Source organism: Methanobacterium petrolearium, assembly GCF_017873625.1.
Taxonomy (GTDB): Archaea; Methanobacteriota; Methanobacteria; order Methanobacteriales; family Methanobacteriaceae; genus Methanobacterium; species Methanobacterium petrolearium.
The window spans coordinates 56,917-81,420 of sequence record NZ_JAGGKL010000001.1 but is presented as its reverse complement, the minus strand read 5'-3'; the positions used below and the strand labels follow the sequence as shown (position 1 = coordinate 81,420).

At 39.0% G+C, this 24,504-nt stretch carries 22 protein-coding genes; 11 read left to right on the top strand and 11 right to left on the bottom strand.

The features are described 5' to 3' along the window. Window positions 1-417 precede the first annotated feature (417 nt). Together radA and J2743_RS00380 are read right to left on the bottom strand one after the other, a co-directional pair. The gene (radA, locus tag J2743_RS00385) at window positions 418-1,353 is read right to left on the bottom strand and encodes a DNA repair and recombination protein RadA (protein ID WP_209624272.1); all 936 of its coding nucleotides are present in this window, start codon (window positions 1,351-1,353) and stop codon (window positions 418-420) included. Between the two features lie 116 nt (window positions 1,354-1,469). Next, window positions 1,470-3,845 carry an OB-fold nucleic acid binding domain-containing protein gene (locus J2743_RS00380; protein WP_209624270.1) on the bottom strand — a complete coding sequence of 792 codons (2,376 nt, stop codon included), beginning with the start codon at window positions 3,843-3,845 and terminating at the stop codon, window positions 1,470-1,472. Between the two features lie 257 nt (window positions 3,846-4,102). On the opposite strand from J2743_RS00380, the gene J2743_RS00375 reads away from it, so the two are divergent. The 7 genes from J2743_RS00375 to mmp11 all read left to right on the top strand — a co-directional run bounded on the left by J2743_RS00375 (window position 4,103) and on the right by mmp11 (window position 10,554). Beyond that, a complete protein-coding gene (locus tag J2743_RS00375) occupies window positions 4,103-4,528 on the top strand; it encodes a MarR family winged helix-turn-helix transcriptional regulator (RefSeq protein ID WP_209624268.1) in 426 nt (141 codons plus the stop codon). A gap of 108 nt (window positions 4,529-4,636) precedes the next feature. Beyond that, window positions 4,637-5,887: a homoaconitase large subunit gene (hacA, locus tag J2743_RS00370; protein WP_209624266.1), complete on the top strand. Its 1,251-nt coding sequence runs from the start codon at window positions 4,637-4,639 to the stop codon at window positions 5,885-5,887. Between the two features lie 94 nt (window positions 5,888-5,981). Beyond that, the gene (locus J2743_RS00365; protein WP_209624864.1) at window positions 5,982-6,482 is read left to right on the top strand and encodes a 3-isopropylmalate dehydratase small subunit; all 501 of its coding nucleotides are present in this window, start codon (window positions 5,982-5,984) and stop codon (window positions 6,480-6,482) included. Between the two features lie 69 nt (window positions 6,483-6,551). Beyond that, complete coding sequence (locus tag J2743_RS00360; protein WP_209624264.1) at window positions 6,552-7,538, top strand: isocitrate/isopropylmalate family dehydrogenase; 987 nt, start codon at window positions 6,552-6,554, stop codon at window positions 7,536-7,538. 175 nt (window positions 7,539-7,713) lie between these two features. Then, complete coding sequence (locus J2743_RS00355) at window positions 7,714-8,910, top strand: aminotransferase class V-fold PLP-dependent enzyme (RefSeq protein WP_209624262.1); 1,197 nt, start codon at window positions 7,714-7,716, stop codon at window positions 8,908-8,910. A 192-nt stretch (window positions 8,911-9,102) separates the two neighbouring features. Continuing rightward, window positions 9,103-9,513 (top strand): 6,7-dimethyl-8-ribityllumazine synthase, encoded by a 411-nt coding sequence (ribH, locus tag J2743_RS00350; RefSeq protein ID WP_209624260.1) that lies wholly within the window; start codon window positions 9,103-9,105, stop codon window positions 9,511-9,513. A 108-nt stretch (window positions 9,514-9,621) separates the two neighbouring features. Next, window positions 9,622-10,554 (top strand): methanogenesis marker protein 11, encoded by a 933-nt coding sequence (gene mmp11, locus J2743_RS00345; RefSeq protein WP_209624258.1) that lies wholly within the window; start codon window positions 9,622-9,624, stop codon window positions 10,552-10,554. Between the two features lie 128 nt (window positions 10,555-10,682). Here the strand turns inward: mmp11 and J2743_RS00340 are convergent, their stop codons facing one another. Next, on the bottom strand, window positions 10,683-12,404 hold the full coding sequence (locus J2743_RS00340; RefSeq protein WP_209624256.1) for a glycosyltransferase: 1,722 nt from the start codon (window positions 12,402-12,404) through the stop codon (window positions 10,683-10,685). A 196-nt stretch (window positions 12,405-12,600) separates the two neighbouring features. Between J2743_RS00340 and purE the strand changes: the two genes are divergently transcribed. After that, window positions 12,601-13,665, top strand: coding sequence for a 5-(carboxyamino)imidazole ribonucleotide mutase (purE, locus tag J2743_RS00335; RefSeq protein ID WP_209624254.1), 1,065 nt, complete (start codon window positions 12,601-12,603; stop codon window positions 13,663-13,665). 446 nt (window positions 13,666-14,111) lie between these two features. Beyond that, on the top strand, window positions 14,112-15,395 hold the full coding sequence (locus J2743_RS00330) for a UbiD family decarboxylase (RefSeq protein WP_209624252.1): 1,284 nt from the start codon (window positions 14,112-14,114) through the stop codon (window positions 15,393-15,395). A 134-nt stretch (window positions 15,396-15,529) separates the two neighbouring features. Here the strand turns inward: J2743_RS00330 and amrS are convergent, their stop codons facing one another. From amrS to J2743_RS00310, 4 genes are all read right to left on the bottom strand, one after another. Further along, window positions 15,530-16,534 (bottom strand): AmmeMemoRadiSam system radical SAM enzyme, encoded by a 1,005-nt coding sequence (amrS, locus tag J2743_RS00325; RefSeq protein WP_209624250.1) that lies wholly within the window; start codon window positions 16,532-16,534, stop codon window positions 15,530-15,532. Between the two features lie 151 nt (window positions 16,535-16,685). Next, a complete protein-coding gene (gene thiL, locus J2743_RS00320) occupies window positions 16,686-17,771 on the bottom strand; it encodes a thiamine-phosphate kinase (protein WP_209624248.1) in 1,086 nt (361 codons plus the stop codon). A 5-nt stretch (window positions 17,772-17,776) separates the two neighbouring features. After that, the gene (cfbA, locus tag J2743_RS00315; RefSeq protein ID WP_245247878.1) at window positions 17,777-18,232 is read right to left on the bottom strand and encodes a sirohydrochlorin nickelochelatase; all 456 of its coding nucleotides are present in this window, start codon (window positions 18,230-18,232) and stop codon (window positions 17,777-17,779) included. After that, a complete protein-coding gene (locus J2743_RS00310; protein ID WP_209624244.1) occupies window positions 18,204-18,602 on the bottom strand; it encodes a Zn-ribbon domain-containing OB-fold protein in 399 nt (132 codons plus the stop codon). Before J2743_RS00310 ends, cfbA begins: the two co-directional genes overlap by 29 nt. Window positions 18,603-18,932: 330 nt before the next feature. Here J2743_RS00310 and J2743_RS00305 point away from each other — a divergent pair, with 330 nt between their 5' ends. Then, window positions 18,933-19,937 (top strand): hypothetical protein, encoded by a 1,005-nt coding sequence (locus J2743_RS00305; RefSeq protein WP_209624242.1) that lies wholly within the window; start codon window positions 18,933-18,935, stop codon window positions 19,935-19,937. A gap of 21 nt (window positions 19,938-19,958) precedes the next feature. Beyond that, window positions 19,959-20,969 carry a hypothetical protein gene (locus J2743_RS00300; RefSeq protein ID WP_209624239.1) on the top strand — a complete coding sequence of 337 codons (1,011 nt, stop codon included), beginning with the start codon at window positions 19,959-19,961 and terminating at the stop codon, window positions 20,967-20,969. Between the two features lie 85 nt (window positions 20,970-21,054). Here J2743_RS00300 and J2743_RS00295 read toward each other — a convergent pair whose 3' ends face one another. The 4 genes from J2743_RS00295 to J2743_RS00280 are packed head-to-tail and all read right to left on the bottom strand — an operon-like array spanning window position 21,055 to window position 24,493. Beyond that, a complete protein-coding gene (locus tag J2743_RS00295; protein ID WP_209624237.1) occupies window positions 21,055-21,354 on the bottom strand; it encodes a hypothetical protein in 300 nt (99 codons plus the stop codon). 34 nt (window positions 21,355-21,388) lie between these two features. Then, window positions 21,389-22,318, bottom strand: coding sequence for a hypothetical protein (locus J2743_RS00290; RefSeq protein WP_209624235.1), 930 nt, complete (start codon window positions 22,316-22,318; stop codon window positions 21,389-21,391). A gap of 14 nt (window positions 22,319-22,332) precedes the next feature. Further along, entirely contained in the window at window positions 22,333-23,523 is a 1,191-nt protein-coding gene (locus J2743_RS00285) for a hypothetical protein (protein WP_209624232.1), read from the bottom strand. Next, window positions 23,510-24,493: a hypothetical protein gene (locus J2743_RS00280; protein ID WP_209624230.1), complete on the bottom strand. Its 984-nt coding sequence runs from the start codon at window positions 24,491-24,493 to the stop codon at window positions 23,510-23,512. Before J2743_RS00280 ends, J2743_RS00285 begins: the two co-directional genes overlap by 14 nt. Between the last annotated feature and the right edge of the window lie 11 nt (window positions 24,494-24,504).

Sequence of the window (24,504 nt, the reverse complement as noted above, 5' to 3'; positions counted from 1 at the left end):
ATCTTCATTACTTAAAAAAAACCCTTGTTTAAAATATATACATTCTATGGATGTACTGATCTAATATTGAGAAATTATAATATATACACAATTATTCTATGGATTGAAATTGCATGCATTGAAATTGTAGGGGTTCACATTGGAATGCTTGAAACCTGCAAGGTTTAATGAGGATTGGAATAAATTAACTTAAAAATCATTGAAATGAGAGAAATACAGTTATTTACAGGTTTTCCACGTTAAACACATTGTAATCAATGCAATTTTAGTATAATTTATCATAAAATAATGCCACAACCCAAATAAGTTATACAGTACTTTTCGTGGGGAAATACACTTTTCTAATGGTGAAATATATATGGGGTGGTGAAATTAAAAAATAAGGAAATTGGAGTTGATATACTCCTTTTTCGTAAGTTAATCCACGATTCCTTCGGTGGCTATTTTGAAAACAGATTCACCCTCTGGAAGGTGGGGGCTGTCCACTAAACGGGCGATACGTTTACCTGCCAGTCCTTTTTTCAACCATATTCTGTAGGTGGCAGCGTGTCCCAGGACGTGCCCTCCAATAGCCTTGGTGGGACTGCCGAAAAAGGCATCAGGACGTGCCTGGACCTGGTTAGTTACAAAAACTGCCACGTTGTAGGTGTTGGCGATATTCTGTAGTGTGTGAAGGTGCTGGTTCAATTTCTGTTGTCTGGTGGCCAAGGACTCTCTTCCCACGTATTCTGCCCGGAAATGAGCGGTTAGGGAATCTACAATCACTAAACGAATATCAACATCTTTTTGTATGAGTTCGTTAACTTTATCAGCCATTAATATCTGATGAGCGGAGTTAAAGGCACGGGCGATATGAATATTGCCTAGAACTTCATCCACATCCAGTTCGAATCCTTCTGCAATCTGTTTTATTCTTTCTGGTCGGAAAGTATTTTCAGTATCGATGTAGACACATTGTCCGCCGAGTCCACCTTTTTCAGGTGCTAATTGCACGGTGACTGCTATTTCATGAGATATCTGGCTTTTACCCGATCCGAATTCTCCGAAAACCTCGGTAATTGCCTGGGTCTCTATCCCCCCACCAATTAACTCATCCAATCCTGTGCTTCCAGTGGTCACACGACCAACATCTTGTCTGCGCTCCATCACATCTAAAGCTGTTTCAAAATCGATTTGTTCAGCTTTACGGGCAGCTTCTATCACTTTTTCTGCTACCCCTTCTCCAATTTCAACTTTAACACTGAGTTCCTTGGCAGTTGATGTGGCAAGCCTCATCATATCTGCAAAACCAGCGTCTCTTAATTTTTGGGCGGTTTTTTCTCCTACATTTGGTAAATCTTCCAGTTCCACCATAATTAATCTCCCCTTTGAATTTTATTTATTTTGATTATTTAAATCTCATTTTGCCTTTTCAATGGATTTTGCCTTTTTAAATTATTGTATATTTTTTAATATTGCCTTTCAACTAATTAAAGTTTGACATCCACCAGTTTTTTGGCGTTTAAACGCACTTCTTCGTTGTATTCATCAAAGTTGGCATCTGCGATAACTGTAATCTGTCTACCCACCAGATCACCCACTTTTTCTTCCAGGGATCCTTCGTCTCCAGTGGCAGCAATGATTTCTTCTGCTTCGGCTGTGGTCATTCCCAGCACTTCCTCGGCTGATTGGCGGAAGAAGGTCATGCTAATGGTCCCGGTATCATCTTCCATCAGGAGTCCAATGATCATCAACATGTTGGGGTTTTCTATCTCTTCACCACAGATATCACATATGTAGGCATCGTCAACATAATTCACTCTCTTGTTACAGTTGGGACACATTTCAAAGAGTATTTTGTTTCCACGGATATCAACAACCTCTCCAGTTACCTTGATATTCTGGTCTCCCTCTTCAATATCTTCAATCTTTTTAAAAGGATATAATTTTTCTTGAATCTCATCCAGGGAGGGTAGGGATACTTCATCTTCTTTGGGTTTGGTTATAAGAGTTGTTCTGCCAACACTAATTTCCACACGGTCATTTCTCAAATTAACACGAGGATTTTCTATTTTAACCAATTCACCTTCTTTTAATGGGGCATTAGATTGGTCATCCCAGAGAGAACCCCTTATTACTCCGGTATCATCAGCTATTTCTATTGAACGGACAATCCCCGTGCTGCCATCGCTTTTGGTGAACTGGTTGGGTTCGTTTACACTTAAAATTCGGCCGATGATGCTAACATCCCGGTCTCCTTCAGCCAATGCTTCAATTTTTTTTGTCTGGTAGAGCATGGATTCTGCGTCTTGCAGGGAAGGTAAACTTGAGATCTCTTCCTCTGTGGGTTTCAGTATTCGTGAAGTTCTGCCCACACTCAGGTCAACCTGATATTCTCCCAGACGAGTACGTGCATTCTCGATTTTAAGGGCATCTCCTTCTTTCATGGGATATTCTGCTTTACTATCCCACATGGAAACTCGTACCATGCCTGTTTCATCTGCCATTTCTGTCGTTCTCACCAGACCCGTGGTTCCATCATCTCTCTGAAACTCATTGGGTTCGTAAAGATTAACCACTCGTCCAATGATGTCTACTTCTTCCCCGTCCTCTTCAATATTGTTTAAATCATTGATTTTAACTGGTTTTATATATTTACCTACTTCACTCAGGATTTCCTTCATTTTTTCATCTAGAGGAGGGTTTATTATGAGTTTACTGTTCCAATTAGTGTTTATTCTGTAATTGGTGCCAGAATAATCGTCAAATTCAATGTTTCCTCCTATGATTTTCATGATGTCTCCTTTTTTAATCTCAGTTTCAGTATCTTCGTTCCACATGGTCACCCGTATAGCTCCAGTATCATCCTCTAACTCCAGGGATTTAACTTTTCCGGTGCTTCCGTCATCTCGTTCAAATGTTATAGTATCGTAGACTTTACTCACCAAACCTATCAATGTAACATTCCTTATTTCATGAGCGTCTCCGAGTTTAATAATATTTTCCTGATATTCAGGGGCATCAAAATCTCCTTTTATTATTCTACCGATCCAGGAGTGATTTAAAGATATTTCACCATTACGGGCCCTGCTTTGGGCTCCCAGTACTTTAATGGCATCTCCTTCTTTTAGATCAAGATCATCTATTAACTGGGTGTCTTTGTTCCACAGTGTTAACTGCATGTTGCCACTTTCATCTTGGAGTTCCAGGGATACCACCTTCCCGTCTCTCCCGTTCCGGTCAAAGGATCTTATCCTGGGTATCCTAACGATACGGGCAACTATATTAACTTCCATATCTTCTTTAATCTCTTTAAATGGGGTTATCTTATCATTGTATGGGGGGAAATCAGGATAATCTTTTGACTCAAGCTTTTCCACGGATGAACGTATGTTCATGTGGGTTTCATCCTCTCTGAAACCCTGTTTCACATCCACGTCATTGATTTTAACCACATCTCCTTCCTGAAATTTATCGAGAAGTTTGATGTTTTCTGTCCAAAGGACAACTCTTATCCTGCCGGTGGCATCGGCAAGGATCATGTTAGCCAGTTTACCTTCCTTACCTTTTTTACTGGTGAATTTTTTCACATTGGAAATGCTCATTACTCTCCCAAGGAGGTTAACATGTTGTGTGCCTGTTTCTAACTCGTTTATCTTCCAGAATTCCTTTTTTTCTCCGAGAGGTTCATTTTTTTCGGTAATGTAATCTCCTACAACCATATGTGCAAAACTAACGTCGTCGATAAAACTTACATCGGCATTTTCCTTCTTATATTCATCCATTTTATTCAAAAATTCTTCAAATGAGATTTTATCCTTAATTTTCTCGTACTCATCCTTTATTTCTTGGCTGACTTCCCTCATTTTATGTCCCTCACAAAATATCTCTCTTCCATCTCTATACTTAATAATATAATATCTCATATACAAGTGAGTATTACCTAATATATATATTTTATTACTATCTGGAGTTATACTGTTCAGTGATTGTTCATTGGTGTTATGGTATAATGGTATTTTTCCGAGCTTGTGAGAAGTAATCGACTGATTCAATTAGGGGTAAGTAAAACTTTTATAATAGTTAGTTAGATAAAACTATGTATCTGGTGGAATGATAACCCATGAATCAGGAACTTGAACTGGTAGAATCAATGGATAAACTAAGCAAATTAATGAGAAAATTCCAAACACAACTTCAAACAGGGGATTTAAAAGAATATACTTTACGACAATTGTATTATATTGAATTAATCGATAAAAATGAAGGAATAAGCGTATCTGAACTGGCAAAAACCATGAACGTAAAAAAATCAACAGTTTCAGTAGCCATCAACCAGTTGATTGACCTAGGCATTGTAACCAAAATACAATCCAACGATGATAAACGTTTTTATTTCCTTGAATTAACTCCCAAAGGTAACCAAATAATGGAAATGCACAAACAAGTGCATAAAAACACAATTAAAAAAATTTTAAACATATTGGCCCCGGAAGAAGTTGAAAGCTTCGTGAATATTGTAAACAAGATCACCACTTCCAAATTATGAAACCTTATAAAAAAAGAAGCCTTACGAGAAAAAGAAGCCTTAAAAACCCAAAATATATCAGAATTTTTCAAATAATAAGATAAATTTTGTTTAAATGGAGGATATCCAATGTCAATGACCATGGCAGAGAAAATACTTGCAAAAGCAGCAGGATTAAAAGAAATAAAAGCTGGTAATATTTTAATGGCCAACATCGACGTGGCCATGACTCACGATCTAACTGGACCATTATCTGTGAAGTCATTCCAGAAAATAGGAGTGGACCATGTCTGGGATCCAGATAAAATCGTGGTTCTTTTTGACCACCAGGTACCAGCAGACTCCCTGGAAGCAGCTAAAAACCACATATTCCTGAGAGAATTCGTGGAAAAACAGAAAATAAGCAATTTTTACGATGTCAGAGAAGGAGTATGCCACCAAGTACTACCTGAAAAAGGCCATGTAGTTCCAGGAGAAGTGGTGGTAGGAACAGACTCCCACACCTGCACCCATGGGGCATTAGGGGCATTTGCCACAGGAATCGGATCAACAGACATGGCCATGGTATTTGCCACCGGAAAACTCTGGTTTAAGGTTCCAGAAACCATAAAATTTGAAATAGAAGGAAAACTCGGCAAATATGTATATTCAAAAGATGTGGTACTGGATATAATCGGACAAATCGGAGCAGACGGTGCAACCTACCAGGCCTGTGAATTTGGGGGTGAAACCACCCGTAACATGTCAGTATCCCAGAGGATGGCAATGTGTAACATGGCCATAGAAATGGGAGGAAAAACTGGTATGGTGGAAGTGGATGATGAGACCATCAACTACCTTAAAGGCCGTACAAACAAACCTTACCAGACATTTACAACTGATGAAGATGCAAAATCCCTTACTACCATGTATGTGGATGTGGATGATCTGGAACCTCAAATCGCCTGCCCACATAATGTGGACAACGTCAAACCAGTAGGTGAGGTAGAAGGAACACCCATAGATCAGATATTCCTGGGATCATGTACCAACGGACGTCTGAACGATCTTCAGGTAGCAGCAAAACTACTCAAAGGAAAACAAGTAGCCAACGGTGTGCGAATGCTGGTAATACCAGCTTCCAGAGAAATTTACAGCCAGGCACTGGAACAGGGATTGATAAACACATTTGTGGATGCTGGAGCTTTAGTATGTAACCCCTGCTGTGGACCATGCCTGGGTGGCCATGTAGGGTTCCTGGGACCTGGAGAAGTGAGCCTCTCCACTTCCAACCGAAACTTCAAAGGAAGACAGGGAAGCCCTGAAGGAGAAGTTTACCTTAGTTCAGCAGCAGTAGCAGCAGCATCAGCTATCAAAGGTGAAATAACCGATCCCAGATAGTTAATCCAAAAAGGTAGTTCCAACAAAAATAGTTGATTAAAAACATTGATCACGAGTAACGATACGTAAAATGGTGGTAAATATGGAAAACATGATTAAAGGTAAAGTTTGGAAGTTTGGAGATGATGTGGACACTGATATGATTCTCCCGGGCAGATATCTGGTTTTAAGTGAAGAGGAAGAGCTTGCAGCATGTGTAATGGCCGGCCATGACTGTGAATTTTCCAAAAAAGTGAAAAAAGGGGATATTCTTGTGGCGGGAAAAAATTTTGGTTGCGGATCATCCCGGGAACACGCACCCATAGCTATCAAAGCGGCAGGAATATCTGCAGTGGTGGCAGAATCATTTGCAAGAATATTCTACAGAAACTCCACGAACATAGGTTTACTACTTATAGAGGCCAAAGGAATCTCAAAAAACATCGAAGAAGGAGATGAAATCGAAATAAACATGGAAAAGGGAGTATTAAATGATTTAAATAATTCTAAAGAGTTCGAAATAAAACCACTCCCTGAATTCATGATGGATATCATGAACGAAGGAGGGCTCATCAGTTACCTGAAAAACCACTTTGCAGAAATAAAGGGCGAGTAAAATAATGATAACAAACTTAAATTTGAAATAACTAACGAATAACCAATAATACAAAGAAGGTGTTAATATATGTACAATATATCTGTTATACCTGGAGATGGAATAGGTAAAGAGGTTATGGAGGCCACACTCCATGTTTTAGAAGCAATAGATCTTGAATTTGATTACACATTCGCTGATGCCGGAGATGAGTACATGGAAAAAACAGGGGTGGCCTTACCTCAAGAAACCATGGACATAGTCAAAGCATCAGAAGCATGTCTTTTCGGAGCGGCAGGAGAATCAGCAGCTGATGTTATTGTTAGAATGAGACAGGAACTCGAATTATACGTCAACCTCAGACCAGTGAAATCATACCCTGGCACCAAATGTCTTTCCGATAACCTGGACTTTGTCATAGTCCGGGAAAACACAGAAGGATTATACATAGGATTAGAAGAGGAAACTGACGAAGGAGCAATTGCTAAAAGAGTGGTAACCAGGAAAGCCTCAGAAAGAATATGCAAATTCGCATTTGAATACGCTAAAAAGACCAAACGAAGCAAAGTAACCGCAGTTCACAAGGCAAACGTTCTCAAAAAAACAGATGGAGTTTTCAAGGGCACCTTCTATAAAGTGGCAGAGGATTATCCTGAAATGGAGTTGGATGACCGTTACGTGGATGCCACTGCCATGTTCTTCATCACCAAACCAGAAATGTTCGATGTAATTGTAACCACCAACCTCTTCGGGGACATACTGTCAGATGAAGGAGCTGGACTGGTAGGGGGATTAGGATTAATCCCATCAGCTAATATTGGAGATAAACAAGGGTTGTTCGAGCCTGTTCATGGTTCTGCACCTCGGATTTCCGGGAAAGGAGTTGCGAATCCTGCTGCCATGATGTTATCTGCAGTGTTAATGCTGGAATACCTGGATGAGAATGAAGAAGCACGCAGACTTGAAAATGCCCTGGTAAAAGTCCTACAAGAGGGTAAAGTAGTAACTCCAGATCTGGGTGGCAGTGCATCCACCATGGAAATGGCTGCAGAAGTCAGGAAAAAGTTGGAAGTATAAAAAATATTAACCTCCACTGTTTTTTTAGTTATTTTTTTTTATTTGTTCCAATTTTCTATATTTTTTTTATTACAGTAAGATGTTAACAACTTGTAATTAGACGATTATTTTCAAATTTTATATACCACATCAAATCATATCATAACTAGATTTAAAGCAAAATTTAGGCTATGCTATGAAAACTGATGATGTTAGAAGAGATATTCCCCTACTGGATGAGATCATATATCTGGATGCTGCCAGCACCACTCCCACACCTCGACCAGTGGTAAAGGCCATGTGTGACTATTTTTATAATTACAATGTTAACACCGGGAGAGGAGCGTACAGATTAGCACTTAGAGCAACCCAAGAATTGGACAATGCCAGAGAAATCATTGCTAAATTCGTTAAATCAGATCCTAATGAGATAATATTTACTAAAAACACTACAGAAGCCATAAACATTGTGGCCCATGGAATTGAATTTCAAAAAGGTGAAAATATCGTGGTTCCCAACATTGAACATCACTCCAACCTGGTTCCATGGCTCAACTTGCAAAGTCAGGGTGTTGAAGTCAGAATAGTGAAAGCCGATGATAATGGTATTGTACACCCAGAAACAGTTGAAAACCTGGTTGATCGGAACACTAGGCTGGTAAGCATCACCCATGTTTCTAACTCCATCGGATCGGTCCAACCAGTGGATGAACTAGGTAAAATAGCAGAAGATAACGATGCACTTTACCTGGTTGATGCAGCACAATCTGCAGGGCACATGAAAATTGATGCAGGCAAGTTAGGGGCAGATTTTATGGTATTCCCGGGACATAAAGGATTACTGGGTCCGGTGGGGACAGGGTTCCTCTACTGTGCTCATGATTCACATGGAAAATTGGAACCCCTTAACCTGGGAGGGGGAACAGTGGAAGATGTCACTGAAGAAGATTTCAAACTTATTGAAGCACCATCCTGTTTTGAGGGCGGAACTCAGAATATTGCCGGGTTCATTGGCCTGGGGGCAGCAATAACCTATTTGGAAAAAATTGGAATGTCGGAAGTTGAAAAACACACCAGAAAACTCACCAAAGTCATGTATAATGAGATCCGGGAAATAGAAACAGTCCGGATTTATGGAAGTCCAGAAAATATTTATGGTATAGTTTCCTTCAATATAGATAATATAAACCCTCATGATCTGGCTAAGATCTTGGATGAACTTAAATCCATATGTGTTAGAAGCGGATATCACTGTGCAATACCATCTATAAAGCATGTAGGTGCTTATCAATTAGGGGGCACGGTTCGAGCATCTATACACTACTACAACACCAGAGAAGAGATAAAGGAATTAGGTGAAACACTTAAACAAATTTCCGAATTCATGGCATAACTAAGAAAGGAGATAAAAACATGGAACGATCTCAAATCATCGCTATTTTCATAATATTGGTAATGCTTTTTAGTTCAGTAGCATATTTCATAACCATGGCCTTATAATGGAAAGTATAAAATGGTTTGATGGGCTTGGTTAAGTGAGTAAATTTGATTTATATAAATAAAAGTGTTAAAAGAGGTATAAATAATGGTGAAAGTTAGATTAGGGGCAGTAGTTGCGGAATTTAACTATGACATCACCCACATGATGTTAGAACTGGCCAAAGAACATGCCAAATTTTTAGAATCAGAGATAACTGAAGTGATAACCGTTCCAGGAGTTTTTGACATGCCACTGGCCATCAAAAAACTTTTAGAACAGGATGACATCGATGCTGTGATTACCCTGGGAGCGGTAATTGAAGGATCCACAGACCATGATGAAATCGTGGTTCAGCATGCCTCCCGTAAAATCGCTGACCTGGCCCTGGAATACGACAAACCAGTATCTTTAGGTATCACTGGACCTGGCATGACCCGTTTAGAAGCCCATCAGAGGGTGGACTATGCTAAACGTGCAGTGGAAGCCGCAGTAAAAATGACGGAACGGCTTAAATAATTGGATTATTATTTTTTATCATTTTTTATCCAATTTACTTTATTTTCAAGGGACTCTAATAAATAGAGACTCTGTTATTTTTGAACCCATTTTCTGGAGAACTATATCATGGAAACACTCACTCCTAAAGATTTAAAGGATAAATTCAAGGACCCCTGGATCGCACCATACCAGAAAATCCTCACCATGGTAGAGGGGAATATGGTGGAGATCGTGGAGTACCATCCCTGCATTTCAGGATCCCAGTGGATGATCTACCAGTACCAGCACAGCAGTGACATAGTCTTAAAGGCTAAAAGGGATGGAAACCGGCACACATTTCTAGTAAAGGTGGGAAAATCCAATTTAAGGCTTAAACCCAGCCTGCACGCTGCAGGAATCGAAGAAGTCTCTGTTGTGGGTGATGAAGTTAGAGTGGTACATGCTGGTCTGGCTGGTGCAGGTGTGGGAGCTGCCATGTGCCGTGGAATGGCAGAAGGTGTTAAAAGAGTGGAACTTCGGGACGTGGGGGGAGGATCCAAGGTGGGAAGGGCTACTGTGGTAACACCACGTCTTCAAAAAGTAGTTATTGGCATCGATGATACTGACACTAAAGATGAAGGTGCCACCTGGACACTTGCGCACAATGTAGGCGTACAAATAGCTAAACAAGGATATGAATATCTGGATCATGTAACAGTCCAATTATATCCTCACAACCCCAACAAAACCCAGAACTGTGTGGGTATAGCACTGGTCTTCGCGGTCAAACCCGGACAAAAAGATGATCTGGTTCGTGAGGTAGTAAAACTACTTAAAAAGGGTACATTATCTGATAAAACAGCTATTGCAGTTCTTGAAGGGATTGAAGTTCCGGAAAAACTTAAATTTTATGGTGAAGACGCTAAAAAGTCCATGATAACTCTTGAAAAAGCTGAAAATGTGGCTGAGGCTGTTGGGGTGGAATTAATCGAAGTTACCGGTTCTCAGGGAAAAATAGGCGCTTTAGCTGCTCTGGGGATGTATGATGATATCGAAGAGGCAGTTAAAGTTTACTATTAAATCATTTTAATTTAATCCCAATTTTACTTATTAATTTTTCAATTTCCTTATTTTCTTACCAAGATGTGGCAAATTCAGTGAAGAATCTCCAATTATTTTTCATGTTTTGGAAAAAATTAGGTAAAAAATTAGAAGTTGAAATAGAACAGAATCCCATTATCTGAAGTAGGGAACTCATTACTGGACTTAACATCTCCAGCAACTTCAATTTTAATCACATCGTCACCATCAGTTACCAAAAACGTTTTTTGATTGGCATCTTTGTCAATAGTGATTATTTTGTATAGATAACCATCCACATAGATCCGGTAATTCCCATCTTTCAAAATACCAGATGTACTGCCAATTTTTTTATTATTAAGATATAAATTGATGATTTTGGCATCTTTGGCTGTGTTTTTTATTATTGTTCCTTCGGTAGCGGTTATGTTGGATGTGTTTAGCGAAATTTTCTTCTCAGCATAGATGTCTTTAAATAAATTACGCAGTTCACCGTCGCTGATAACATCACCCACATTTAAACCCATGGTGGTTCTGGCATCATAGGGTATCCTCATTATGCTGTCTTCACCATCAATAGGTGGTCTAAGGGCATAACTCTCATCACCTATTATTATACTATCTCCGTAATTTAATTCAAGTGTTTTCATGGCATCTTCAGGCATTCTGATAATGGAACTCTCATTTTCAATGGCACTGTCCACAGTGTAAGGTCCTCTGATGTCGATGGTCTGGTTTTCTACGGGTTGCTTCCAAAATATCACATTTCTGGCTGCAGGTTCAATGGAAATCTTCCCTTCGTCCACATGAACCGAGCCCAACATGGTAAAAAGAACTGCGAACATGATCAAAGCAGAAACTATCAGGGGCGAATGCATATAGAAGAAGGATCTAAGGTTACGGGACTTAGAATCCGGCCTTAAGATGGTTTTGATGGATGCTCGGAGTATTTTAACTATATAATAGGCGGCCATTATAATGCCGATTATGATTATAGCGAAGCCCAGATACAGGGCTAAGTATGAAGGTCTAATTCTGATGAAGAACAGAAAGAAAAATCCTAAAGTGGTTAATGAAAGTCCTAAAACTCCCATCCTTATGTATCTTCCCAGGGAGTCGATCATGGTGATTCTACCGTAGATGTTGGCCCGGTCCACAATGGTCCGCACCACTTCGGTAGCCACAATGTTTAGTTCATAGAGCGAGGACATGGTATGGCTTATATTCCCAATATCCACCTCCTTTACCCGTGCTCCCATAACATCTGCGTCCAGTACTATTCCCACATCCACACCGTAGTCATCTTCCAGTTCGATGTTTTTCAGGAAAGATCTTTTGGCTGCAAATTGACCACTGAGAGGTTGTTCAAACTTGATTTCTGGGAAAAAAAAGTTTAACAAAGGTTTAGCTGTGAGTTCTGTTACTCTTCCAGCTTCTCTTTTGAATTTAGTCTTGACAACGTCAGATTCCCCATTTAAAATGGGTTTGATCATTTTATCCACTTGTTTGGGCATTAATTTATGGAGATCAGCATCTAAAAATAGTACTATCTCTCCTTTAGAGTTTTTAAAACCAGTTTTAATAGCAGCACCCTTTCCCTGATTTTTGACGTGGCTTAAAACAGTTGCTCCTGCTTCTAGAGCCTTCTGCTCTGTGCCATCTACTGATCCATCGTTAACTACAATGATCTCGTCAACATAGTTCAAGGATTTAACCACACCTACAACGTTAGCAACGGTTTTTTCTTCATTGTAGGCAGGTATTATGACTGATACGCTCATCGGTTTTTTTGAATTCATGGTTCGCACTGAAGCGATGATCAGGACAAGTAGTAAAATAATCCAAGACACTTAAATTACACCTCTAATTCTTACCTTACATGTTAACTATACTGACTTATAAAAGATGTTATCAGAATTCTGATTTTTTTAAATGGTTTATTTACAAAAGTATATTATCAGTTTTGGGCATAAAACATTTTATGTGTAATGGTTTACAGCCAGATTAAAATTATATTACAATACTCATTAGAAAGTGGAGTTTATCATGGAACCAAAGGTTATGATCATACTGGGCAGTGCTTCTGATTTTAAAATTGCCGAAAAAGCCATTGGCATACTGGAAAAACTGGAAATATATTATGATTTGAGAGTGGCTTCAGCCCACCGAACCCACGAAAAAGTTAAAAAAATAGTAAAAACTGCAACCCAAAACGGAGTCGATGTTTTCATAGGCATAGCAGGACTATCAGCACACCTACCTGGTATCATAGCCGGAATCACCCATAAACCTGTGGTTGGAGTGCCAGTGGAAGTTAAAGTGGCAGGGTTGGATGCACTTTTTGCATCAGTGCAGATGCCATTAGGCGCACCAGTAGCGACTGTAGGGATTGATAGGGGGGAAAACGCTGCAATACTGGCGGCTCAAATTATAGGAATCCAGAATAGGGACGTGAGAAAAAGGCTATCCGTCTTCAGGCACGATTTTTATTCTAAAATTTCTATAGATGAAGCAAACCTTTCCCCAATGTTAAAAGGAAAATATTACAGCAAAATCAGCCAGGATTCATATGATGAAACCAAAGCCAGAGAAACTAAAAATGCAGGTTCTAAGGATAAAACTCAAACCACAACTCATCCTGGAGAACTAGTAGATAATCCCCACCCACCACAGGTAGCGGTGATTTCAGGGAGTTACAGCGATATCAAAGTGGCTAAAAAGACAACTATGTTCTTAGATAAACTAAACATTACCCACGACTCTACAGTGGTATCACCAGTCAGATCTCCGGAAAAATTTGCGAGTTTCCTTAAAAGAAATAAAGATGCCAAAATATTCATTGCCATATCTGGCCTGTCTGCCCACGTAACAGGAGCAGTAGTGGCCTACACAGAAAAACCAGTCATTGGAGTGCCATGTGCAATAAGGATGGAAGGAATAGATGCACTACTTTCCATGGTGAACATGCCTCCTGGAGTGCCGGTGGCAACTGTGGGTGTAGATTCAGGTGGGAACGCAGCCATACTCGCCGCTGAAATGTTAAGTATTGGTGATGAACTGATTAAAAATGATCTTTTAAGGTTTAAGGGGAATATTAACTGTAAACGGTAAATATCATAATAAGTTTATTTAAAATTAAATAAGTTTATTTAAAATTAAATAAGTTTATTTAAAATTAAATAAGTTTATTTAAAATGTTCTTTTGTTGTGGTTTTATAGATAAGTTGTTTTAATAGTTTATTTATAAAATATTTGGCATAACGTTATAAATAAAAAATGTTTTTATTGAATGTTTGTTTGGCTATATTGCCTGGCCTGAATCATTTTTTGGGAATATCTAGTTTATTCACGAGAATTTATATACGTTAAATATATTCATAAAATGAGCCATAATAATGATATGTGAATTACAATGGAAAAAAAGATGAAAAAAATACCAAAAACCTGTTCTACAAGCAGATTTTGGTGTCCTGGAAATTTAATATGGTTCTTAATATTTGCAGTACTCCTATTAACGTTTGTTATAATATAGTATCAGATGAATTGTTGGTGATTTTATGCAGAAATTTTTAGAAATCCTTAAAAAAGATTTTAATGTTATTGAAATTGAAGATGAGGTTTCAACCAATCTTGAAGCCGCTGAATTTTTGAGAAAATACCCTAAAGACACTCTCATCATGGGAAATGTAAAAGAATCAGATATGAAGGTGGTGTCCGGGATCTGCAACACCCGTGAAAAGATCGCAAGGGCTTTAAACACCGATGTGGCAGGAATCACCCAAAAAATAATGGATGCAACCAACAATCCTCAGCCCATAAATGATTATGTAGATGTGAGGGACTGTTTCGGCGTGTCTAAGTCAGCAGATCTCACCGAAGTACCTGTTCTGACCTATTACCAACGTGATGGGGGTCCCTATATCACTTCAGGGGTGATCATTGCCAAGGACCCAGAAACTGGAATTCGCAATGCATCCATTCACCGTATGCTTTTACTGGGAAAAGACCGACTTACGGCTCGAATAGTCCCTCGTCACCTTTATACCTATCATAAACGTGCTGAAGAATTGGATGAACCACTGGAACTGGCCATTGCCATAGGAATGCATCCAGCTACTCTGCTGGCTACCACCACTTCGGTGCCCATTAACGTGGATGAACTGGAAGTGGCCAACCATTTCCACCAGGGAAAAATGAAACTCATAAACTGCGAAACGGTGGATTTGAAGGTTCCTGAATGCGAAATACTCCTGGAAGGGCGTATGTTACCTCATGAAAGGGCTGAAGAAGGCCCATTTGTGGACCTCACCGATACTTACGATGTGGTACGTCAAGAACCGGTAATTGAACTGGATAAAATGCATTACCGTCATGATTCAATTTATCATGCAATAATGCCTGCTGGTTTCGAGCACAAACTCCTGCAGGGCCTTCCCCAGGAACCAAGAATATTTAACGCAGTTCAAAACACAGTACCCACAGTGAAAAACGTTGCCCTTACAGAAGGGGGCTGTTGCTGGTTACATGCTGCGGTATCCATACAGAAACAGACTCAGGGTGATGGTAAAAACGTTATAATGGCGGCTCTGGCCGCTCATCCCTCACTTAAACACTGTGTGGTAGTGGATGAAGATGTGGACATCTTCGATGCTGAAGATATTGAATACGCCATTGCCACCAGGGTGAAAGGTGATGAAGACATACTCATAGTCCCAGGTGCCCGTGGATCATCCTTGGACCCCTGTGCCAAGCCTGATGGCACCACCACTAAAGTAGGGGTGGATGCAACCAAACCATTGGACAAGTTAGAGAAGTTTGAAAGGGTTAGTTTCTCTGATTAGATTTTTTGAGCATTTAACTTAGATAAAACCCCTATTCTCTTCTATTTCTTATTTTATTTTATTTTTATAATTTTCAGATTTTACTTTTTTTAGAATTTTTTTTTTTAAACGTTTAAAATTTCTTAAATTCAAAATTAAACCACAATATCAATCTTCTCTCCACAAATAGGGCATTTTTTATCTTTTTTCAGATTGTTGGCTCTGATACTGAAACCATCTCTGTTTATGAGCAGTTCTTGGCATTCAGGACACCTTGTATTCTCACCATCACTGCCGGGAACATTCCCCACATACACATATTTAATCCCAGCGTCCATAGCCATTTTTTGAGCTTTCTCCAGGGTGGCCACTGGAGTTGGAGGCACCTGTTTCATATGGTAATGGGGATAGAAGCGTGTGAAGTGTAGAGGGATCTCCACACCTACATCAGCTATGAATTTTACCAGTGCATTGAGATCCTCTTCTGAATCATTGTATCCGGGTATCACCAGATTGGTGATTTCAATATGGATGCCATTATCATGCATGGTCCGGATGTTTTCCAGCACAGGTTCCAACCGGGCCTGGCACAGTTCCTGGTAGAACTTATCTGACATTCCCTTCAGATCAACATTGGCCGCATCCAGATATGGGCTGATGAGATCCAGGGATTCTTCACTCATGTACCCATTAGTTACATAAACGGTCTTTAAATTGTCCTTTTGGGCGAGTTTAGCCGAGTCATAGGTGTATTCAAACCACATGGTTGGTTCGTTATAGGTCCAGGAGATGGACTGGCAGAGATTATCCTGAGCCATCTTCATAGCCTCCTCAGGAGGGATATCTCTGGTTCCTATTTTCTCCAGATCTGCCTGTGATATGGTCCAATTCTGGCAGTAGGGACAACGGAAATTGCAACCAACACTTCCCAAACTTAATGAAAGACTACCTGGATAAAAATGGAAAAGAGGTTTCTTTTCAATTGGATCTACAGCCACTGAGGAAGCAGCAGCATAGTTAAGAGTGTACATTACCCCCTCTTCATTTCGTCGCATACCACAAAAACCAGTCTTACCATTGGAAACAATACAGCGACGGTTGCAAATCTGGCAGTTTAAAACCCCATCTAACTTTTCATAGAGAATAGCTTCCTTTTTCATAAAAAACCCCCAGTTTTCCATTTCCAATACAGTGAAATGTCCTTTGCCAAATCAAACTTTTTACTAAATTAAACAATTCAATGAACCTGAATAATAAAGGTCCTAATTAAAAAAAATTTACAATCAGGATGATTAGATTATAATTACATAATCACTTAAAGTGCTGGTAACCTTTTGGCTCTAATATTTTTGTTTTTCCAGCTTTATCTACTATTTCCATCTGACCCGAATCGGTCACCACACCCACAGGAATAAGATCAAATTCATCCTTCAATTGTTCAAATTCATCTTTTTGAACTGTTAAAAGGAGTTCAAAGTCCTCACCATAATATAATGCCAAGTCCAGAGGGTTTTTGTTTAAAGCAGCTGCAACCTCCTTCACCTCGGGAATGATAGGGATCATATCCTGAAAAAGAGTTATTCCCACCCTGCCTGAGGAGGCTGCCACCAGTTCACCCACTTCACTGGCCAAACCATCGGTTATATCTGTGGCAGACGTCACTGCACCACTATCTGCCAGCAATATTCCTTCTTTTAACCTGGCATGGGGTTGAAGTGCATGTTTCTCGATTAATTCGAGGGTAGTAGGTTTAAAACGTTCTGCAAATTTTTCTCCATGATCATTTGATTTAGAACCATCATTTGATGGGGGATATAATAAAAATTCAAATCCTGCCGCTGCCACACCCAGGGGCCCAGTAACTGCCACTATGTCTCCTTTATGGGCACCTTCTTTCAAAAGAACCTTTTCTTTATCTACCATACCTAAACAGGTCCCACTGAGGATAAGTTCATCTGACTGATTGGTGTCACCACCCATAAGTCCCATTCCATATTCCTTGCAGGCTTGCAGCACTCCTTCCATAGTTGCATCGAATTCATTCAAGGAAAGTTCCCGGGGTAATCCTAGAGACAATATAAAACCAATGGGTTTAGCCCCCATGGCCGCCAGGTCACTCACATTAACTGTAACTACTTTCATACCTTTTTGATAGGCACTCATTTTTGATGGAAAATGGGTTGATTCAATTAAAAGGTCAGAAGTAACTACCAGATAGTTATCATCAATATTTAGTAGTGCAGCATCATCACTGAGGCTTTTAAAATAAAATTCATCAAAAAAAGGTGAATCAGGTTGAAGGGCACGGCTCCTTGAGAGGAGTCGTTTGATTAGTTTTTTCTCACCCAAATGGGAAATTTTAAGATTTTCCTGATTTTTAAAATTTTTAGAAGGCATTATCTTTAAAGAGCACCATCAATCCTTTCCTTTATTATGTCAACGATTTTAGGGTCTGGACCTAAAGGTTCAGTGTAGATTATCTCCCCATTGAAATCGATCTCTTCGTTTTCGTCGTGTTTGTGGCTATGCCCATGTTCGTGCCCATGCCCATGCCCATGGGTGTCATCTCCATTGTTCAATCCTAGAATACCTGGAATGTCTTTAGTGGTATGCACTCCATGTGCTAGGAATACTGGAGTTACTACAATCTTTTCCACACCCTTCTCGGCTAATTTATTAAGGGATGTTGGGATGGATGGTTTACTCATCTCCATAAAACCTACTTCCACAGGATATTCTGATTTTTGACTGTAAAGATCTGCTAACTGGCTTATGACTTCTTTACTATAGGGTAACCTGCTTCCGTGGCCCACTAACAGCACACCTATCTTACTGTTTGAGTTTGAATTTGTAGCCATATGATATAACTCCTTCATCGCCTTCTGCTCTAATTTTCCTGAATACTAACTCCACATCCTGGCCTATCTCAACATCATCGATGTTACAGTCCACAATTTGGCTTGTAATTTTTGCTCCTTCTTCAAGTTCAATGATTGCAACAGCATAGGGAGATATGTTCTTAAATTCATCAGTTGGTGTGTGTATAACTGAGTAACTGTGGATTTTACCATTACCACTGAACTTTATATCTTCTAATTTGCCCTTTCGTCTGCATTTTGGGCAGATGACTCTCATGGGGAAAAACACTTCACCGCACTGTAAACACTTCGATCCAATGAGATTATAACGTTGTGGAATATGACGCCAACCTCTTACGATATCTTTCATTTTATACCTCGCTAATCTTTGATTTAATTGTAATTTAACAAAAAATTTAATCAGTATATTTTTAGATTTTAGTTATAATAATCGTGTAATCCCTTTTATATAAATCCTGATGTTTTAATGTTTTATGATGATGCAGTGAATAGATACAAATTTTTGATGCACCTTGGCTGGAGTTATATTCGAGTGATTAATATATTTTTTTGTTTTTGGAATAACTTTATATTGTATTACATTTTTATTAATTAATATTAATTAATACTATTATTATAACAAATATTAATTTGTACTCAGGCTGTGATCTCCAACAAAAAAAATGTCAGGAAAAAAATAATGAATGATAAAGGTTACGTAATGAGCTTAACTTCATTTTTGCTTATCTTACCGGCGGTTCTAATGGTATTGGTATTTATTAATATGGCAGTTGGCCAAGCAGATGTTCAACAATCCGTTCTAACGTCAGAAGATGTCTTGGGTGTAACAAAAGATCTGGAAACAAATATGCCTCAAATAGGAAGAGAAGTGGTAAAAGATAAAACTGAAGGGGTAATTAAAAGCGGAGTTCCTCTTTCAGATAGTAGAAAGACGATTAGGGATGAAATGCAGAGACGGATGGATATTTGGTGTTCAAGATATAATTATTTGGGTATTAAGGCTAATTGCGATGTAGTGTACGTGGATAATAGTCAAGATCCCTTTCAGATAGAGGTTAAATCGAAAATTAAGGTAGAAAAAGGTGAACTTAAACATCAAGAGAATTTGACTCAAAATATTTCTCTTATCAACGATTCTTTTCCAATTATGGATCCTTTACCCTTTGTTAAGTGCAGGGAACATGGGGGTGCAACTATCGGGGAAGATAAAATAATATATGGTCATAGTTTGTCTAATTATCTCAAATCAAGGGGGATTACCAATTCAGAAGCTTATGAAAACGCCACATCACCATTATACATAAAAAAATGCCCATATGATCCTTATGATCTTCATGGAAGTTCTCAAGATCTTATGAACCTCAAAAATTGCTTAGATAACGGTTTTTATCATGAAAGTAGTGATGGGGCCTGTTTTCTCTGCAGGCTGGAGGGGAAGGGTGTATGTCCACACTATGGTATGGAAACCTTCATTGTACCTGCACCATCAGTTAACCTATCTTCATCAAATAATTCCTCTGCAACTGCTACTAGTGCTCCGGATCATGTGATTTTTGATGATACAGGTCATGGAACATATCCTGGGCACGTACTCGTGTATTTCAACAATGGAACCCACTATTTTTACCTTTATTTGGATGATTCCCACCGTAAAAAGTATGGGTTGCCCCTATTTGATGATTAGTAATTCTATTTCAGTGATGGTATGTTAAGTTATCAAATTAAAGAAGAAAACAGTGGAATGGTATTTTCTATGGATTTAATGCTGGCTTTGATTATAATAACTGTGTTGTTGGGACTATCAGCTGATGCCATGGATATTGCTGGCTGGAAGATTCAAGATTCTTCTTATGCCAATTTTTTGGAGAGGATAACCATAGGTGCCGCAGATATGTTAATTAAAAATCCGGGATCACCAGAAAATTGGGAAGAGTCAGGGGATTTTTGTGGGGTAACACCAGGATTGGCTGAGGTTGATCCGGTGACTATGAAAGTTCGCCCCAACATTCTGAGTGTTAGAAAAATCAACTGTCTTAAAGAAAATTATGATGAATTAATGAGGGGAAGAGTAATCCCTCCCTATTGTAACTCAAGTTTGACCATCGCTCCTATGGATCAATCTCTGGAACCGGTTACCATGGGAAAACTAAACTCGTCCTCTTCTACAGATGTGATAGTTGTAAACAGGTCTGTTCTTTGCAATTTTTTCAACACCACCACCGTGGTGTTCATTGATACTATGAAATACAATTCCAGTTTACCAGAGAATAGCTATGAATATCAATGCCCCCATCATGGTATTGAGGGAAAATCAGATCATCTGAATGTGGATTATCCAAATAAAAAACCAGGATGGATTTGTTACCCGTTTAGAATCACTCAAAGTATGCTGAATTCAACTGATTTTTATGTGATGACTGATCCGGCTGAAATATCAGATTCATCTGCTTGTTGGATAATTGATTGCCCGGAAAACACCACAGACGATACTCATTTTTTCAGTAACTCGCCGATTCTGGTCAATGACATGATAGGTGAATGTTTAGGAAATAGAAGTACTGCAGTATTATGGGTACATGTTTTTTCCTGTGGAAATTCAGAAAAAACATTCAACACGTATTTGGCAGGATTTCCCAAAGGAACACCTATTGAACTGGTTAAAACGCAGTATTTAAATCTCCAACCATGTTATTTCATTTTTAAATTACATACCTGAAGTTTAAAAGTCCTTAATTAAGTTTAAATTAGTTATATTCCATATTATCAATTTAGGGGGATTTCTTAAATTATCTTTTATCTATTCAAATCCAAACATTTCTTGCATTGATGGTTCCTTCTATTCGTATGGTGTGGATGTCGAATGTGCTATCTGGTGGTATGGTGTAATTGGTGGTCCAAATTCCGGTTCCGTTGGTGAAGGTGAGGTTGATTCTTTGTGTGCCTATGATGACCACTACACTCTGCGTGTCAGGGGAGGCATGGACGGTTATGTTTATTGTTTCTCCAGGTTTAGCTGCTTCTGGGTTGATTTCAGGGTTGATTATGGGGGGAGTGTTGTCTACTGTGAATGTGAGTGGTGTGTGGTTGGTGTTACCGACCATGTCCCGGGCCATGAGTAGGATGGATTTAGGGTTTTTAGTTGTGCGGTGAGCCCAGGTATTTTAATTTGCCTCCGCATTCGCATTCATTGGAATAATCGTCTGCAGATTCACCTTCGGGGATCTGATAATAGGTTCCGCATTTTTTACAAACCAGATAGGCTCCATGATCTTCTAAACCGATTATGCGTTTAGGGATGGCTTTGTATTTTGTGACATCTGTTTTAATCAACTTTAGAAAAGTTTTATAAGCCACAATAGTATCATTAACTCCAATACCCAAACGGCCATTATTCACAGCATTACAAGCAGCCAAAAATTGAATAAAAAGATCCTCTGTAGATCTATATTTGGAATAAGAATATTTAACGCCGGGATAATTCAAACTAAAATCCATGACTTCAAACATTAACTCGTTTAGTTTTTTATAGAGTTCTTTTTCAGCCCAATAGGTTTTGCCGAGTGATTTAATGTATTCTGGAGTTGGTTCTGGTAGATCTTCAAGTTTAACTTGGTCAAAATTTTCTAGAGCAAAAATTATACGTTCATCTAGTCCGCTAAAATAAATGTTCAAGAGATCTTCTTTTTCTAATGGATTTTTATGCAGATAATATGTTGTTTCAATGAAAGAATACAAGGTGAGAGTGTCTTGGACTGTGATTATTGATTTGGTGAAAATAGTGGTTAATAGTCCTCCTTTTTTTAGGTTATCATATGCTAAGATTTCTATTCTGTGTTTTGGCAGATCTCCTAAAAAATCAACATTTTCTTCATATTTATTATTATTTGAAGCCTCAATGAGCTTTTTATAAAAACCCGAATCTCTGATTTCTTTAATTTCAGAAAGAATACCATCTAACCCCACAATATCAAGATCACTCAAATAATTAAACAGGTTCCCCATATCCTGCTGACGTTTCTCATCCATTTCCTCTATTTTCTTTTCCATTCTATCAGTAAAGCCCATAATAAGCCTCTGTTTTATTTATCTTGTACTGGGTCGAAAATAAATATTTTCTCAAAACTTTCACGGTCGGGAAGTTTTCCTTTCATAATGCTCGTGATTGTGTCAATTATGGCGTTTATTGTGCCATAGGGGTCATTGAGGAATTGCCAGCTTGAAAATAATAATAATAGGGAATCTATTTCAGATTTTTTGTCTGGGAATAATTTATATAGTCCTCTTTTGAAAACTGACATTCCATAATTGAAACCGACTTTGTTTAAAAAGCGGTCCCACGCTTTTAAAGCCTTTTGGACAGTAGGGTTATTAATAACTTTATTTACTTTAGTTAAAGCGTTCGAAATTTGCTCCACGTTCTTCATTTTATTAAAGTAACTAACTATTGTATTAAGTGCTTTGAAGTTGTTTAGAAATGTGCTTTTTATTCCTTGTAGGTATTCTCCGGTTGCTGAACCACCACTGGGTGTGAATTCAATGAATGCTAAAATAGCTACTTCCACGGAGAATTTTAGCATGGTATTTAACCATCCTTCATATTCTTCATTGGTGGGTGGTGGGCTTGGATCTTCCTTCCAGTCGGGTATAAATGATCGGTTCATTTCGTCTTGGAAGCTGCCTTGTTGCACTGCCTGGCGTACTCCGGCTATGTCACGTTGTAACTGTGTGCTTAGGTTTAAGGGTTCGGGTGTTGGTTCTGGTTCAGGACTAGGCCCAGGTCCTGGCCCTGGGTTGGGCCCGAGATTAGATCCAGGTCTTGGATTGGGATTAGGATCCAGTATTTCGTAACTGGCGGTGTTCTTTCCTACATTTCCCACGGTGTCTGTTCCTTCTATTCGTATGGTGTGGATGTTGAAGGTGGTGTCTAGTGGTATGGTGTAGTTGGTGGTCCAGATTCCGTTGGAATATGTTAAAGTGATTCTTTGTGTGCCTATAATAGCCACCACACTTTCTGTGTTGGGGGAGGCATGGACGGTTATGTTTATTGTTTCTCCAGGTTTAGCTGCTTCTGGGCTGATTTCAGGGTTGATTATGGGGGGAATGTTGTCTACTGTGAAGGTGAGTGGTGTGTGGTTGGTGTTACCCGCTAGGTCCCGGGCCATGAGTAGGATGGAGTAGACTCCATCACCAATTTGTGGTGTGGTGTATTCCATGCTCCAGGTGTTGTATGGGGTATTGAGGGGGTCTCTATTTTTTTTAGGTTCTTTCATCATGAACCTGCTTCAACTCACCTCCACAATGGCAGCTTTCGAAATCATCCACTGATTCACCTGGTTCCAGTTTATAATAGCTTCCACAATTTTTACACACTATAACATCCTCATAATCTGGATTATCCTCATCCATATCCCGTACGAGTTCTGGATCAGCTTTATACTGTGTTACATCAGTCTTTATAAGCTTGAAAAAAGTTCTATAAGCTCGAATAATATCTTCATTAACGATTTCTTCACGGTTATGTTGCACAGCACTACAAGCTGCTAAAAATTGGATAAATAAGCTCATTGTTGGCCAATAATCTTCGACAGAATTCTCAAATCCCATTCCAAATATTTCGCCCTCTATGTGTATTAGCACTAGCCCTATTTTCTCTTCGAGGTTTTTGGTTTGTTCGCTGGTCATGCTTGTTTCTTTTAGTTTTTGGAAAAACTCAGCAGTCGGTTCAGGAACCTCTTTCACTTCATCAAACCTATTTAACGCAAAAATCAGGCGTGTTTCCAAGTCACTGAATGCTAAATTTAACATATCCTCCCAATTAAACGCCCGCCCACTATTTAAGTGGTATATTGCCTCAATCATGGGTCCCATAGCACGAAACAAGTTTAAATCGGTTTTACCAGACATTAGGGTATTAAAACCTGTTGAAGGTAGATTGGTCGCAGCTAAGGTTGATAACTTATTATGGGCTAATTCTTCAAAGGTTAAAGGGCGACTTTCCATTTTTCGTTCCCCAAATGCCCATACAAAATCCTGATACAATCCAGAATTCCATGTATCTTGGATTTCATTCAATATTTCTGGCAGGCCTTGGACACTCAAACCTCTTAAATAAACACAATACTCCTTAAGCACCCTTTTATTCCACTCTGAACTTGTTTCTCGTCCTAAAGATGTGTTGATTTTGTCTTGGAAGTCTGATAAAACGTCGCTTATTTTCATCCAGGTTTTTACTTTTTTCAATTTTGTGGTGT

Excerpts from the sequence above, each read along its gene's own strand:
- J2743_RS00300 (WP_209624239.1), top strand. The coding sequence starts at position 19,959 with ATGTTAAGTTATCAAATTAAAGAAGAAAACAGTGGAATGGTATTTTCT.
- J2743_RS00285 (WP_209624232.1), bottom strand. The coding sequence starts at position 23,523 with ATGAAAGAACCTAAAAAAAATAGAGACCCCCTCAATACCCCATACAAC.
- thiL (WP_209624248.1), bottom strand. The coding sequence starts at position 17,771 with ATGCCTTCTAAAAATTTTAAAAATCAGGAAAATCTTAAAATTTCCCAT.
- J2743_RS00355 (WP_209624262.1), top strand. The coding sequence starts at position 7,714 with ATGAAAACTGATGATGTTAGAAGAGATATTCCCCTACTGGATGAGATC.
- J2743_RS00380 (WP_209624270.1), bottom strand. The coding sequence starts at position 3,845 with ATGAGGGAAGTCAGCCAAGAAATAAAGGATGAGTACGAGAAAATTAAG.
- radA (WP_209624272.1), bottom strand. The coding sequence starts at position 1,353 with ATGGTGGAACTGGAAGATTTACCAAATGTAGGAGAAAAAACCGCCCAA.
- J2743_RS00295 (WP_209624237.1), bottom strand. The coding sequence starts at position 21,354 with ATGGTCGGTAACACCAACCACACACCACTCACATTCACAGTAGACAAC.
- J2743_RS00375 (WP_209624268.1), top strand. The coding sequence starts at position 4,103 with ATGAATCAGGAACTTGAACTGGTAGAATCAATGGATAAACTAAGCAAA.
- J2743_RS00305 (WP_209624242.1), top strand. The coding sequence starts at position 18,933 with ATGAATGATAAAGGTTACGTAATGAGCTTAACTTCATTTTTGCTTATC.
- J2743_RS00290 (WP_209624235.1), bottom strand. The coding sequence starts at position 22,318 with ATGGGCTTTACTGATAGAATGGAAAAGAAAATAGAGGAAATGGATGAG.
- J2743_RS00330 (WP_209624252.1), top strand. The coding sequence starts at position 14,112 with ATGCAGAAATTTTTAGAAATCCTTAAAAAAGATTTTAATGTTATTGAA.
- hacA (WP_209624266.1), top strand. The coding sequence starts at position 4,637 with ATGTCAATGACCATGGCAGAGAAAATACTTGCAAAAGCAGCAGGATTA.
- cfbA (WP_245247878.1), bottom strand. The coding sequence starts at position 18,232 with ATGGCTACAAATTCAAACTCAAACAGTAAGATAGGTGTGCTGTTAGTG.
- J2743_RS00360 (WP_209624264.1), top strand. The coding sequence starts at position 6,552 with ATGTACAATATATCTGTTATACCTGGAGATGGAATAGGTAAAGAGGTT.
- purE (WP_209624254.1), top strand. The coding sequence starts at position 12,601 with ATGGAACCAAAGGTTATGATCATACTGGGCAGTGCTTCTGATTTTAAA.
- amrS (WP_209624250.1), bottom strand. The coding sequence starts at position 16,534 with ATGAAAAAGGAAGCTATTCTCTATGAAAAGTTAGATGGGGTTTTAAAC.
- J2743_RS00310 (WP_209624244.1), bottom strand. The coding sequence starts at position 18,602 with ATGAAAGATATCGTAAGAGGTTGGCGTCATATTCCACAACGTTATAAT.
- mmp11 (WP_209624258.1), top strand. The coding sequence starts at position 9,622 with ATGGAAACACTCACTCCTAAAGATTTAAAGGATAAATTCAAGGACCCC.
- ribH (WP_209624260.1), top strand. The coding sequence starts at position 9,103 with ATGGTGAAAGTTAGATTAGGGGCAGTAGTTGCGGAATTTAACTATGAC.